Raw genomic sequence first — 14,043 nt, forward strand, 5'->3', positions numbered from 1 at the left:
TGAAACAAGCCCGTTTGAGATTAATCTCTTGGTCTAGCCTCATTTACTCTAAGTGCTCTACCGCCAACTTCTTTGCCATTGGTTCCTTCAATAGCTTTTTTTGCTTGTTCATCACTACTCATTTCGACAAATCCAAAACCTTTAGAACGATTTGTTTCTTTATCTTTTACAATTTTTGCGCGTGTAACTTCACCAAAACTACTAAAAACTTCTCTAAGCTCAGACTCTGTCATTCGATATGACAGATTACCAACATAAATGTTAATCACAACTACTATTCCTTACTGCTATTTATTCCGTATAAATTCGGTTGATATAATAATACCTAAATTAACCATAAAAAGCTATAGTAAATCTAAACTTTTCGTAAATATTTTCAAAATTTGTAAAAATTTGTTACAAAGCAATATAAAATTATACTTTTTATATTAATAATATTTATATAATAACTTTCATTTATACATTACTTATAAAAAGCAATATTATAAAATTTATACAAAAAAAATAAGATATATTTTAAATTTATCACATATTGTTACAAATTTACACATATATTTTTATAAATTTATTCAAATATTAAATTTAATATTACTTATTATTATATTTTTTTGTATTATTTATATTGATACCTTAAAAAAATATAGGGGGAAATATGATAAACAAAACCATAGAGTTGGCAAGTGAGCTACAAAATAAAATTGTGCAAAATATCTCTAGGCACGAAAAAGTTTTTCATCAAAAAATGAAAAAACTTCTGCTAAATCCACAAAACAAAGTAATGTTAATAGAGCTTTTAGACCGCTCATTTAGATGCAAAGATAAAAAATCCAGTTTTGAACTCATACAATACACGCTAAACAAATACGGTATAGCGGATTTTTTCACTTCTTATGAAAGATTTCTGCTTTTAGCTTTTTTAAATTTAGGCAAATTTATGCCTGATATCAGCGTTCCGTTTTTTATATCTCATTTAAGAAATGAAACAAAAGATATGGTTTTAGATGCCAACGAAAATAGTTTAAAAAAGCATATAAAACTAAGAAATGAAGATAATATAACATTAAATATAAACCTAATTGGGGAAGAAGTCCTTAGCGAAGCAGAAAGTTTATACCGAATACAAAAGTACGAAGAGGCGATAAAATCAAAGTATATAACATATATCTCCATCAAAATAACTACTATATTTTCTCAAATAAACATTATAGACTTTGAGTACTCTAAAAAAGAGATAGTAAAAAGATTAGATAGGCTCTATCAACTGGCTTTAGAAGAAGAAAAAATAAGCGGAATTTCTAAATTTATAAATCTCGATATGGAAGAATACAGGGATTTAGAACTTACGGTAGAAGCTTTTATGGATAGTATTTCTAAATTTAATATAAAAGCAGGAATCGTATTGCAAGCTTATATTCCAGATTCATATCACTACTTACAACGATTATTTGAATTCTCTAAAGAGCGCGTTTTAAAAGGATTTGCACCGATAAAAATTCGCCTTGTAAAAGGTGCAAATAAACAGAGTGAAGAAGCAATATCTTCTCAAAAAGGATGGGCTTTGCCGACATTTGATAGAAAAATAGATACGGATTCAAATTACAAAAAAATGCTTGATTTCGTATTAAGTAAAGATAATTACAAATTTATAAATATCGGTATCGCTAGTCACAATATCTTTGAGATAGCTCACGCTTATATCAAAATAAAAGAAGCCGGCGCGACTGAGTCATTTAGCTTTGAGATGTTAGAAGGTATGAGTATCCAATGTTCATATGAACTATCAAAACTGCATGATATCATACTTTATGCTCCTGTTTGCAGCGAAGAACATTTTAATAACGCAGTCGCGTATCTAGTAAGAAGACTTGATGAAAACAGTAGTACGGATAATTTTATGCGATATTTTTTCAATCTCGAAGTAGGAAGCCGCGAGTGGAATACCCAAAAAGAGTTATTCTTAAAATCTATAGATAATATTTCAAATATAGACAACTCTGCACGCAGAACTCAAGATAGAAGCGTTAATTCGCACACAAACGGTTCATATGATGAGTTTGAAAACGAGCCAGATACTGATTTTATCTTAGCTAAAAATAGAAAATGGGCACAAGATATAAAATCTAAATTTGAAAATATGCAAAATTTAGAAATCTACCCAGTAGCAAAAGATATCCTAAAAACCGATGATATGGACTCTTATAAAGTTTTCGATAAACTTCTTAACAGAAAAATAGGAACCGTGCATTTAGCAAATATAGATCAGATAAATAGAGCATTAAAAACAGCAAATGAGTCGAATTACAGCGATTTAAGTCATGATGAAATTTATAAAATACTATCAAAAGCAGCTGAAATTTTTAGACAAAAAAGAGGAGATCTTATAGGAATAGCCGCTCTAGAAGTAGGCAAAACATTTTTAGAGCTAGATCCCGAAGTAAGCGAAGCTATAGACTTTTTAGAGTTTTATCCACACTCTTTAAAAAAGCTAAAAAATGAATATCAAAATATTAAATTTACACCAAAAGGCGTAGGCGTAGTTATAGCTCCGTGGAATTTCCCTATAGGCATAACGACCGGAACTATAGCAGCTCCTCTTGCAGCAGGAAATAGAGTTATTTATAAACCATCAAGTCTTTCAGCCATAACCGGATATAAAATATGCGAATACTTTTGGGAGGCTGGAGTTCCTAAAGACGCGCTTATATTTTTACCTGCGCAAGGAGCACTGATATCAGAACATTTACTAACAAACGATAGCATAAAATTTACTATACTAACAGGTTCGGAAGATACGGCGAAAACTATACTAGAAGCAAATCCTTGCTTGATGCTAAGTGCAGAAACCGGCGGAAAAAATGCTACAATAGTTAGTAAAATGGCAGATAAAGATCAAGCGATAAAAAACGTAATCCATTCGGCTTTTTCAAATTCAGGTCAAAAATGCTCCGCAACTTCACTTTTGATACTAGAAGAAGAGGTCTATAACGATAATAATTTTAAAAAATCTTTAGTAGAAGCAGCTTCATCTTTACAAATAGGAAGTCCTTTTGAGCTTAAAAACAAACTTGCAGCATTAGCTAGCAAACCAAGCACAAAACTGATAAAAGCGATCAATGAGCTAAAATCTTATGAGCAATGGGCATTAAAACCGCAATTTATAAATGATAATCCGCATTTTATGACTCCTGCGATAAAATATGGAACAAAAGAGGGAGATTTTACGCATATGACGGAGCTTTTTGCACCGATTTTAACGGTTATGTGCGCAAAAGATCTAAATCATGCCCTGCACTTAGCAAATAGCACCGGATATGGACTTACGGCCGGATTTGAAAGTTTAGATGAAAGAGAGTGGGAGGTATTTCATCAAAATATAGAAGCTGGAAATATCTATATAAATAAGCCAACAACAGGAGCTATCGTACTTCGTCAACCTTTTGGAGGAATTAAAAAGTCTGCCATAGGATTTGGTAGAAAAGTCGGAATATACAATTATATCACGCAATTTACCGATATCACAGAAGATGGATGCGATATAAATTTAAAACCGTGCGATATATCAGATAAGTTAGAAAAACTAGATATACAAGGTTATGAATCAAACATTTTGAAAAGTTTAAAAGAGCTATCTTTTATAGCTAAAAGCTATGCTTATCATAATGAAAATGAGTTTAAAACCAAAAAAGACTATGTAAATATAACCGGCGAAGATAATATATTTTCATACACAAAAGTAAAAAATACAGGATACAGAATCAGCAAAGACGATAGTTTAAGAGATATTTTTGCGATCATTATAGCTCACGAAATTTTAGAAATACCTTTATATATAAGTTTTGAAGAAAATAGTAATATACAAATAGTATTAAAAATAGCAGACGCTTTAGGGATCGCTTTAAATTTAAAACAAGAAGATATTGTAGATTTTTCTAAGAAAATACATGAATTTGATAGAATAAGATATCTGAGTAAAGCATCTAAAAATGATATTGTTTACCAAAAAGCCGCTAAAAATGCAAAGATAATAGCAAATGCCAAACCTCTATCAAACGGTAGATTTGAGCTGCTTTACTACCACAATGAAAAATCTTTGAGTATCTCGTATCACAGATATGGAAATTTAGGCGCAAGAGCTTTACAACATATGAAAGGATAAGACATGGAATCAGTAAATTTTAGTATAGAAATAGCAGTAACATTTGTAGCATACTCAGCTTTGATGTTGTTTATAGGATTTTATTTTTTCAAACAAAATAAAAGCACAGAAGACTACTTTTTAGGTGGAAGAAGCATGGGGCCTGCAGTATCTGCCCTATCTTCAGGAGCTTCTGATATGAGCGGATGGCTGCTCATGGGGCTTCCTGGAGCTTTGTACGTAAGCGGATTTTCACAAAGCTATATAGCTATAGGTCTTACTGTAGGCGCATTTTTAAATTGGAAATTTGTAGCAAAAAGGCTTAGAATTTATACTAGCGTAGTAGCAAATTCTATCACTATACCTGATTATTTTGAAACGAGATTTGATGATAAATCTCATATTTTAAGGATACTTTGTGCTATCGTCATTTTGATATTCTTTACATTTTACGTATCGGCAGGATTAGTCGGAGGAGCTAAGCTTTTTGAAACAACATTCGGTTTTGCATACGAAAATGCTTTGACAACAGGTACTCTAATCATAGTTATATACACATTTTTAGGTGGATATAAAGCTGTTTGTTGGACAGATCTTGTGCAAGGTCTGCTTATGATGTCGGCTCTGATCATAGTCCCCATAGCTATGATCTATCATATAGGCGGTTTTGGTGAAGCTATTAATATAATAGAAAATATAAAACCGGGGGCACTTTTAATGAATGAAGGCATAGGCGTTCTTGGACTGATATCAACTCTTGCTTGGGGACTTGGGTATTTTGGACAGCCTCATATATTAGTACGTTTTATGTCTATAAGATCTGTCAAAGATATACCCACTGCTACTTTTATAGGCATATCTTGGATGGTTATTTCTCTGATTGGGGCTTGCCTTATAGGAGTTGTGGGAATAGCTTACGTTTATAAATTTAATCTTAGTTTGAGTGATCCTGAAAAAATATTTATCGTGATGAGTCAACTGCTTTTTAATCCTTGGATAAGCGGTATACTTCTTTCAGCTATTTTGGCTGCGATTATGAGTACAGCAAGTTCTCAGCTTTTGGTATCTAGCTCTACTATAGCCGAGGATTTTTACAGAAGGATATTTAATAAAACAGCGTCTTCAAAAACAGTTATGAACTTAGGAAGAGTAGGAGTACTGATAGTCGCTCTAGTAGCTTTTATCATATCAACAGATAAAAACTCGAGCATATTATCTATAGTAGCTTACGCTTGGGCTGGATTTGGCGCTAGTTTTGGAAGCGTTATGCTATTCTCGCTGTTTTGGAGTAATATGACTAGACTAGGAGCTATAGCGGGTATGATAGTAGGAGCTATAACAGTAGTAGTTTATAAAAACTTTTTATCTGCATATTTAGATATTTATGAGATAGTTCCCGGATTTATATTTGCATCTTTGGCGATCATTGTAGTAAGTTTATGTACAAAAGTAAGGCCCGGTACAAAAGCAGCTTATGAAACTATGATTAAAGAGTTATAACAATATATCTAGTATCACCGATTTTGGTGATACTATTTTATAGATAAATATTAAAAATTTAAAAAATATTTGTAAATTTAAGATTCGAATTTAATATCTATAATTCCCTAATAATCACTATTTTCTGCATATATTAGCCACTAATTTAAATTATTATTTAATATTAAGTATAAAATTAAATAAATTTTAAAACTTATTTGTATAAAATAATTAACAAATAAAAATTAAACAAAAAGGAGGGAATCGAATTTGAGACAATGCAAAGCATTTACAAATCTTTTTGGCGTGTTTATCGTGTTGCTATTTGTCCTATTTGGCGTAGGCTTTTATACGTTTTATAACGCCAAAGGTACTTCATACTTTAGCAACGATAGTAAATCCTGTAATAACTGTCATATAATGAATGACGTATATAACGACTATCTAAATGCGCCACACTCTAAAAAAGTCGCGGGCAAGCCAAGAGCAAGCTGTGTAGACTGCCATTTACCGCATAATTTCATAGATAAATGGATCGCAAAAGGCAAAAGCGGTTTGAGCCATGCTTACTCATTTACATTTAAATTAGATGAGTTACCGACAAATTTAAGCGCAACCAACAACAGTAAAATGATGGTGCAAAATAACTGTATCGAGTGCCACACAGAAATAGCATCTAACGTGATCAACTCAACAACAAATCCACACAATGACAGATCTCTAAGCTGCGTATCATGTCATACCGGTGTCGGACATAAAAGAGGATTTTAAAATAAAGGAGAAAATATGAATAAAAAAGGTGTTATCTATTTTGCAATTATTGTTGTTATCATAGCGATAGCAGCAGTATTGATGCTAAATAAAGATATTAGTAAAAAACAAAATGAAGGTACAGGAGGCATAGCCTCTAAGGAATTTGTAGAGCTTAGCGATAATAACCCTACTTTCGATCATTGGGGTAAAAACTTCCCAGATTATCTTGATATGTACTTAACTGTAGAAACAGAAAAACCTGTTAGTACCGAGTTCGGAGGTAACTTAGCTTACTCTAAGCTTATACGCTATCCACAACTTACTATGTTATGGGCCGGATATCCGTTTTCTATAGACGCAAATGAAGAAAGAGGTCACTTCTGGGTTCAAGTCGACCAAATGGACACAGCAAGAAACAACAAAGACTTTTTAAATGCACACGGATTTGCAGCATTTGGCGGACAACCTGCTGCATGTATGAACTGTCATAGCGGCTGGTCTCCTTGGCTATACAAAAATGCTGCAAAAGGCGACTGGATAGCATTTAACTCTACAAAATACTGGACTATGATAAAAAACGTTCCAGCAGTAAATGGTATGGAAGAAAACTCTGTTGAACACAGCGGTCCTCACGGTGGTAAAAGAATGGGCTTAACATGTGCTGATTGTCACAATCCAAAAGATATGAGCCTAAGACTTACTAGACAAGCAGCTATAAACTCTTTAATCATGAGAGGTTATGAAGCAGACAAAGAACAAGGCGTAAAAGCCACTAGAGAAGAGATGAGAACTCTAGTTTGTGCACAATGTCACGTCGAGTATTACTTTAAACCTACTGGTGAAAAAGTAAAAGTAATGGGTGAGAGCATAGCAAAAGACGCTACTAAAACATGGTGGAACGGAAAACAAAAAACTTATGACGAATTTGATTCTTGGAGAGACGGAAATAAACCTACACAGATCGAAGTTGATGGTATAGAGCTTATATACCCTTGGTCGTACTGGAAAAAAGGAACTCCATTTAGAATTGAAATGTTCGATGATCATTATGAAGCGGTACGCGGTGTATTTGATAAAGACTGGCCTCATAAAATAACAAAAGCTCCTATGCTAAAAATCCAACACCCAGAGTACGAGCTATATAGCGGCGGCGTACATGCCGCAAACGGCGTAAGCTGCGCTGATTGTCATATGCCTTATATCAGAAAAGGTTCTAAGAAAATGACAAATCACAATGTTACATCTCCGCTTGCAAACATAAATGCGGCTTGTAAAACTTGCCATACTCAAAGTGAAGATTATCTAAAATCACAGATAAAAGATATCCAAAACTCTGTAGCGTTTGATCTTAGAACAGCTGAATACAGCATCGTAAGTCTTATAACAGATATCAAAAATCTAAGAGACGCTTTAAGTGCTATGCCGGCATTCCAAAAAGACGGTAAGGCTGATGAAGGTAAAATTTCTGCTGAACTAAAAGACGTCCTAGAACTTCATAGAAAATCTCAAATGAGAGCTGACTTTGTCGGCGCTGAGAACTCTACTGGATTCCATAACCCAAGAGAGGCTTCGAGAATGCTTCTTCAATCTGTGGATATGGCTAGACAAGGTCAAACTCAGCTTGTGCAAATCGCTGCTAAAAACGGTATAACCGGCTTCAAAACATCTAATCTCGGTTTTGAAGATATGCAAAAACTAAATCCGGGCGAGATACGCTATAAAGTAGATCTAAACGGACATAAAGCAGGCGATAGATACTATGAGCATGACTATATAAACGGAAATCCACCTTCTAATCTTATAGAAGATGATAAGAATTTAAAACCATACAACTATAACGTTGTAGATAAAAAATAAGCTCTTAAAAGCTGATTTTGCCAGACTTCATATGAGGTCTGGCTTTAAAAATTTATTTAGATAATCAAATTTATATAACTACAAAATTTCTTTTTAGTTTTTAAATTCGTATCAAAATAAAAGTCCGTCTTTTACTTCTATATATTTTTCATTGCCTTGTAAAACTTTAACTAACTCTAAAGCAAATTCCATAGCAGTAGCAGGTCCTTTAGAAGTAATGATATTCCCATCTATAACAACATTTTTATCTGATACATAGCCGCCTTTTGCAACTACTTTTTCAAAACCGGGATAGCAAGTATAACTATCTCCCAAAACATTGGAGGTACTAAGAGCCCATGGCGCGGCGCAAATGGCTCCTATAAATTTATCCTTCTCATCAAAATCTTTTAAAACTTTTTGAAGTTTTTCACTTTTAGCTAAATATTCGGCTCCAGGAAGTCCGCCCGGTAAAACTATCATATCAAAATTATCAAAATTGATATCGTCGAAAGCAACATCGGCTTTCATACTAACATTATGAGCACCGATAGCCGTATCACTATTTAGCCCAACAAATACGGCGTCTATACCTGCTCTTCTTAGCACATCGATAATAGTTGTTGCCTCAATCTCTTCAAATCCATCTACTAACATAACAGCTACTTTCATTAATACTCCTTATATGAATTAAAAAATTATAGCCAATTGTAGCAAATATCACACAATATTTTTATGCATTGTGCTATTATATTTGATATCTTATGAAAGGATTTAGTATGGAAGTAAAAATATTTTACTGCAACTCTTGAGTTAACTTTCTCACAAAAGCTTCTAGTGTAGAAGACGAATTAAACAAGAATTTCCCTAGTGCGAAAGTTTCTAAAGAGGTTGGCGAAAAAGGCGGTTTTAAAGTTGAAGCTGATGGAAAACTAATTTATGACTATAATAGTTTCCCTAGACCGAAATTTCCAGACAATGGAGAGATAACTGCTACAATCATAAGAGAATTTAATCTCTAATATAACAAAGCCTTTGAATTGTAATTCAAAGGCTATTTAAATTTAAATAGCCTTTTTGATAATGATAATTTATTATTATATTAAATATATATCAAAAAATTATATTAAATATTATAAAATATTTATGCATATTATGCTATTATAACAAAATATTTTCATAAAGGATAAGTGATGCAAATAAAAATATTTTACTGTAACTCTTGAAATTTCCGTCCAAAAGCTTCTAGGTTAGAAGATGAGCTAATAAACAATTTTCCTGGTGTGGAAGTTTCTAAAGAGATAGGCAACAAAGGCGATTTTATAGTTGAAGTTGATGGAAAGGTGATTTATAATAATCATGATTTTCCAAGACCTAGATTTCCAGATGCTGGAGAAGTAACTGAAATTATAAAAAAAGAATTTAATATATAAAAACTAAAAGCCCTAATATAGGGCTTTTAATCTATTTGTTTGCTCTTTCTATATACTCGCCTCGCACGGTATCAACGCGAATAACTTCGCCTTCTAATACGTGAAACGGTATCTGAACTACGGCACCACTCTCTAATGTGGCTGGTTTTTTATTACTTCCTTGAGTATCGCCTTTGAAGTTTGGCTGAGTTTCAACAATTTTCAACTCCACTACTTGAGGCACTTCAACACCAATAGCTTTACCGTTATGAAATAAAATTTGAACCATCATCCCATCTATCATCCATTTTTTTGCCTCGCCGATATCTTCATCAGATATAGCAACTTGCTCATAGCTCTCAACATCCATAAATTGACAAAATTCTCCATCATCATAAAGGTATTGCATCTCTTTTTCTACTAAATTTGGAGATTCGCATTTATCCCCCGCATGAAAAGTTTTTTCTAAAACTTTTCCATTTACAAAAGACTTAATTTTTACTCTAACAAATGCGGCGCCTTTTCCAGGCTTTACATGTTGATACTCAACTATTTTATATGGAACGCCGTCTAACTCTATCTTTAAACCTTTTTTTAAATCACCCATTGAATATGAAGCCATATATTCTCCTTAAATTATAATACTGCGTATTCAGCCCAAACACAAGTTTCTAGTGCATTTAGCTTTGCTAAAATATCTTTTTTAATATCATCGTCGACTAATATAACCGCCAAAGCAAAACCATTATCATCGCGACCAAGCCTAAAGTCTGCTATATTTATTTTCTCTTCGGCCAATATAGAGCTGATAGAGCTGATAACGCCTGGTACATCTGTATTTTTAAATACTATCATTCTGCCTTTTGGCTTAAAATCAGTCTTAAATCCATTAACATTTACTATTCTTTGTTCAGTCTCGCCAAAAACAGTTCCGCTTATGGCAGTAGCATCTTTATCTGTTATGATTTTAACTGTTAATTTGTTTTTGTATCCGCTTTCTGGTAAAGTAGTTGCAGATACTTCGACGCCTTTTTCTTCGGCTTTAAATTTAGCATTTACATAATTTATAGTATCGCCCAAAGTCTCTTTAAGGCAACCAACTATAGCAAAAGTAAGCATTGAATTTGCATACTCTGCGATAGATCCTTCGGCCTCTATCCTAATAGCTTTTATAGGTTTTTTATTTAGCTGGGCTCCAAAGTATGACATTTTAGATATAAGCTCTACATAAGGAGCAACAAAAGGAGGTAAATCTTCTGTTTTGATAGGCAAATTTAGCGCATTTGGGTAACAAATTCCTTTAGCTGCGCTTATAGCTTGTTCGGCTGCCGCAATCGCTATATTTTTTTGAGATTCGTATGTATTTGCACCGAGATGAGGAGTAGCACTTACATTTTCAAGATCAAGCAAAGGATGGTTTATGGCAGGTTCTTTAACAAATACATCAATCCCTGCGTAAGATATCTTTCCGCTTTGTAAACCTTTTAAAAGCGAATCTTCGTTATACAGTCCTCCCCTGGCACAGTTTATCAAACGAACTCCATTTTTCATTTTAGAGATCTCTTCGTCACCGATCATATCTACTGTTTCTTTATTTTTTGGAGTATGGATAGTAATAAAATCACATGCTAAAATATCATCGAAATTCATAGTATAAGTAACGCCCATATCAGTAGCTTTACTAGGATCGATATATGGATCATAAGCTATAACTTTCATACCAAAAGCAAGACTTCTAAAAGCTACTCTTGAGCCTATATTTCCAAATCCGATTACGCCAAGAGTCTTTCCGTAGAGCTCATTTCCGTACCATTTTTCTCGTTTCCAAGTTCTGTTTTGCTGCAAATCATTAACTGAATTTATATATTTTCTTGCACTATTTAATAAGTGGCACATAGTCATTTCAACTGCGGCTATAGTGTTTGCCGTAGGGACATTCATTACGATAATCCCTTTTTTAGAACAGCCGTCTATATCTACATTATCTACGCCTACTCCAGCCCTAACAAGCGCTTTTAAATTCTTACAAGCCGCGATAAATTTATCACCGCAATCAGTAGAACTTCTAGTGATTGCCACATCGGCCTGAGGTAAAATATCTAAAAGTTTATCTTTAGGCAGATCTACTGCATCAATTACACGCAAATCGCTCTGCGCATTTAATAGCTCAAAACCAACCGGATGTATTGCATCGCAAACTATAACTGTTTTCATAATTCAATCTTCCTTTATCTTAGAATGAATATTGTATTTTTTTAAATTTGAAACTATATCCTGTGCTGCTTTTTTATCGTCCGTATTGAGATGTATAATAGCATCGTCACCCTTTTTTACTATGGTTAAATTTACTTTGAACTCATTAGCAACTCTAGTTATACAAAATACAGAGTAGAAATCACATCTATCTATAACAAGTTCAAAATATTTTTGTGACTGATCAAATTTAGCATTATCGTTTATTTCGATAAACATTAAATTTGTAGGTAAAATAGAGTCGTTCTTTGTAAAAGCGGCAATTTTTTCAAACCAATTTCCAGCCTCTTTATACGAATAACCTAAATCATTACTAATGTTTTGTACAGCGGCCGTATGAGGAGCTCCTACTTGAGAAAATTTCCAAAGAAGTGCTCCGCCGCTTAAAACGAGTAGTAAAAGTATAATAAATACTATAAAGAGACTATTTAATCTCATAGGTGAATTAAGCTAACTGCTCTTTTATAATATCGCCGAGCGTCATTTTATCATCATCATTTATTTCGTTTAAAACTTCTCGCTCTTTTTGTCTAGCAAGTCTTTTTACGCTCAATCTAATTCTATTTTTCTTCTCATCTATGAAAGCTATCGCAGCCTCTATTTTATCACCGGCTTTTAGTGTAAGAGGATCAAGAGAACCGATATCTTCTTTTCTTATAAGAGCATCAACATTACCCTCAAGGCTAACAAAAATACCAAAATCTTTAATATCCCTTACAGTACCAGTTACGATATCTCCAACCGAATGAACTTTAGCATATTGCGTTACAGGGCTATCTTTTAAATCTTTTTGGCTAAGAGATATCTTTTGATTTTTATCATCTATTTTTATAATCTTAACATCTATTTCATCGCCTGTTTTTAGTATATCTTTACATTTATCATTTCTATCCCAAGATGAATCTTCATTATGCAATAGACCTTCAAGAGCTCCAACACGTACGAATGCTCCAAAATTTGTTAGAGTCGTAACAACACCTTTTACGATATCTCCTTCTTTAAATTTAGAACTAAACTCGTCAAACGGCTTTGGAAGTAAATTTTTAAGACTAACTCTAAGTCTTCTCTCATTTACATCAATTTCAATAACTTCAACATCTAACTCTTCATTTTCTTTTATAAAATCTTTTGGATTTTTTATATTTTTATCCCAAGAAATTTCACTAATATGCAAAAATCCTTCGATATCATTTCCTAAATCAACAAAAGCACCATAAGGCTCGATATTGCTAACTATAACTTTTATAGTGTCACCAACTTCAAGACCATCTTTTATCTCATCCCAAGGATCTGGAGTAGCTGCTTTTATAGATAATGAAAGATGTTTTTTATCGTTATCGTATTTTATAATCTTAACGTCAACTTTATCACCCTCTTTATAAAGAGTGTTTGGATTTACCGGACCTTTGTAACTGATTTCGCTATAATGAACTAAACCATCTATACCGCCTACATCAACAAACATACCATAAGTTGTGATTTTTTTGATTGTACCTTCAATAATATCTGTATTATCAATGATATTTGCTATAGCTTCTTTGCGTTTTCTTCTATCTTCATCAAGTAATTTTTTACGAGATACAATGATGCTTTGATCATTTTTATCTACTTTTAAAACCTTAGCCTTAAATGTTTTATTCATAACTTGATTTGAATCTCTAAAGCCACTTTGTGATTTTGGCATAAAAAATTCAATGCCATCTTCGCTTATAGCTACGAAACCGCCTTTGTTTTTAGAGATTATTTTAATATCATAAATATTCTCAGCATTTTCATCAAAATTGTCAATAAAAGTTTTTACTTTTTCTTTTCTAAGAGCTTTTTTATGAGAAACTATAGGTCTACCATTTCTTGAACCTGTTATAGCAACTTTGATTGTATCGCCTATATTATATAGCAAACTACCACTGTCATCCGTAATCTCAGATATATTCATCACACCTTCTGATTTTTTACGAACATCAACAAAAACCTCGTCATCTTTTATATTAACGATGACACCATCACAAATAGTACTTTCTTCAGCCTTTAAAGACTCCTCAAACATAGCGGCAAAATCTTCCTCAACATCAATTTTATCGCTCATGTCATTACGAACAATCTTGTTCACCTCAGCCATCTTGGTCCTTTTATCTATAGATTTTCCTTAGTGTCACTATTGACTACAAGTATCAG

10 protein-coding genes and 5 pseudogenes are annotated in these 14,043 nt (G+C 33.0%); 9 read left to right on the plus strand and 6 right to left on the minus strand.

The annotated features are described in order from the left end of the window. Nucleotides 1-20 precede the first annotated feature (20 nt). A complete protein-coding gene (locus tag DQN38_RS06075) occupies nt 21-266 on the minus strand; it encodes an RNA-binding regulator (RefSeq protein ID WP_024305159.1) in 246 nt (81 codons plus the stop codon). A gap of 386 nt (nt 267-652) precedes the next feature. On the opposite strand from DQN38_RS06075, the pseudogene DQN38_RS09310 reads away from it, so the two are divergent. From DQN38_RS09310 to DQN38_RS06095, 7 genes and pseudogenes are all read left to right on the plus strand, one after another. Beyond that, nucleotides 653-2,135, plus strand: a pseudogene (locus tag DQN38_RS09310) (proline dehydrogenase family protein); the annotation flags it as partial. Between the two features lie 68 nt (nt 2,136-2,203). Beyond that, nucleotides 2,204-3,518, plus strand: a pseudogene (locus tag DQN38_RS09315) (aldehyde dehydrogenase family protein); the annotation flags it as partial. A 122-nt stretch (nt 3,519-3,640) separates the two neighbouring features. Then, nucleotides 3,641-3,749: pseudogene (locus DQN38_RS09320) on the plus strand (hypothetical protein); the annotation flags it as partial. Nucleotides 3,750-3,925: 176 nt separating this feature from the next. After that, nucleotides 3,926-4,156 (plus strand): annotated as a pseudogene (locus DQN38_RS09325) (hypothetical protein); the annotation flags it as partial. A 3-nt stretch (nt 4,157-4,159) separates the two neighbouring features. Next, entirely contained in the window at nt 4,160-5,635 is a 1,476-nt protein-coding gene (gene putP / locus DQN38_RS06085; protein WP_002850007.1) for a sodium/proline symporter PutP, read from the plus strand. A gap of 249 nt (nt 5,636-5,884) precedes the next feature. Continuing rightward, nucleotides 5,885-6,385 (plus strand): cytochrome c nitrite reductase small subunit, encoded by a 501-nt coding sequence (gene nrfH, locus DQN38_RS06090; RefSeq protein ID WP_002850009.1) that lies wholly within the window; start codon nt 5,885-5,887, stop codon nt 6,383-6,385. 15 nt (nt 6,386-6,400) lie between these two features. Then, nucleotides 6,401-8,224 (plus strand): ammonia-forming cytochrome c nitrite reductase subunit c552, encoded by a 1,824-nt coding sequence (locus tag DQN38_RS06095; RefSeq protein WP_002850011.1) that lies wholly within the window; start codon nt 6,401-6,403, stop codon nt 8,222-8,224. 111 nt (nt 8,225-8,335) lie between these two features. Here DQN38_RS06095 and DQN38_RS06100 read toward each other — a convergent pair whose 3' ends face one another. Then, nucleotides 8,336-8,875 carry a DJ-1 family glyoxalase III gene (locus DQN38_RS06100; protein ID WP_065844244.1) on the minus strand — a complete coding sequence of 180 codons (540 nt, stop codon included), beginning with the start codon at nt 8,873-8,875 and terminating at the stop codon, nt 8,336-8,338. A gap of 158 nt (nt 8,876-9,033) precedes the next feature. On the opposite strand from DQN38_RS06100, the pseudogene DQN38_RS09205 reads away from it, so the two are divergent. Both DQN38_RS09205 and DQN38_RS09145 read left to right on the plus strand, forming a co-directional pair. Then, nucleotides 9,034-9,225: pseudogene (locus DQN38_RS09205) on the plus strand (Rdx family protein); the annotation flags it as partial. Between the two features lie 171 nt (nt 9,226-9,396). Then, nucleotides 9,397-9,636, plus strand: coding sequence for a SelT/SelW/SelH family (seleno)protein (locus DQN38_RS09145; RefSeq protein ID WP_257719961.1), 240 nt, complete (start codon nt 9,397-9,399; stop codon nt 9,634-9,636). A 31-nt stretch (nt 9,637-9,667) separates the two neighbouring features. Here the strand turns inward: DQN38_RS09145 and efp are convergent, their stop codons facing one another. The 4 genes from efp to DQN38_RS06125 are packed head-to-tail and all read right to left on the minus strand — an operon-like array spanning nt 9,668 to nt 13,987. Continuing rightward, nucleotides 9,668-10,237: an elongation factor P gene (efp, locus tag DQN38_RS06110; protein ID WP_002850016.1), complete on the minus strand. Its 570-nt coding sequence runs from the start codon at nt 10,235-10,237 to the stop codon at nt 9,668-9,670. A gap of 14 nt (nt 10,238-10,251) precedes the next feature. Then, the gene (gene serA / locus DQN38_RS06115) at nt 10,252-11,829 is read right to left on the minus strand and encodes a phosphoglycerate dehydrogenase (protein ID WP_065844102.1); all 1,578 of its coding nucleotides are present in this window, start codon (nt 11,827-11,829) and stop codon (nt 10,252-10,254) included. Nucleotides 11,830-11,832: 3 nt separating this feature from the next. After that, complete coding sequence (locus DQN38_RS06120; protein WP_065844101.1) at nt 11,833-12,306, minus strand: hypothetical protein; 474 nt, start codon at nt 12,304-12,306, stop codon at nt 11,833-11,835. Nucleotides 12,307-12,313: 7 nt separating this feature from the next. After that, nucleotides 12,314-13,987, minus strand: coding sequence for a 30S ribosomal protein S1 (locus DQN38_RS06125; protein ID WP_111738216.1), 1,674 nt, complete (start codon nt 13,985-13,987; stop codon nt 12,314-12,316). Between the last annotated feature and the right edge of the window lie 56 nt (nt 13,988-14,043).

This window comes from Campylobacter fetus subsp. fetus (assembly GCF_900475935.1).
In the GTDB taxonomy this organism is placed as follows: domain Bacteria; phylum Campylobacterota; class Campylobacteria; order Campylobacterales; family Campylobacteraceae; genus Campylobacter; species Campylobacter fetus.

Bases quoted from the DNA above. Each gene is read 5' to 3' on its own strand.
- putP (WP_002850007.1), top strand. From the start codon at position 4,160: ATGGAATCAGTAAATTTTAGTATAGAAATAGCAGTAACATTTGTAGCA.
- DQN38_RS06095 (WP_002850011.1), top strand. From the start codon at position 6,401: ATGAATAAAAAAGGTGTTATCTATTTTGCAATTATTGTTGTTATCATA.
- DQN38_RS06100 (WP_065844244.1), bottom strand. From the start codon at position 8,875: ATGAAAGTAGCTGTTATGTTAGTAGATGGATTTGAAGAGATTGAGGCA.
- efp (WP_002850016.1), bottom strand. From the start codon at position 10,237: ATGGCTTCATATTCAATGGGTGATTTAAAAAAAGGTTTAAAGATAGAG.
- serA (WP_065844102.1), bottom strand. From the start codon at position 11,829: ATGAAAACAGTTATAGTTTGCGATGCAATACATCCGGTTGGTTTTGAG.
- DQN38_RS06120 (WP_065844101.1), bottom strand. From the start codon at position 12,306: ATGAGATTAAATAGTCTCTTTATAGTATTTATTATACTTTTACTACTC.
- DQN38_RS06125 (WP_111738216.1), bottom strand. From the start codon at position 13,987: ATGGCTGAGGTGAACAAGATTGTTCGTAATGACATGAGCGATAAAATT.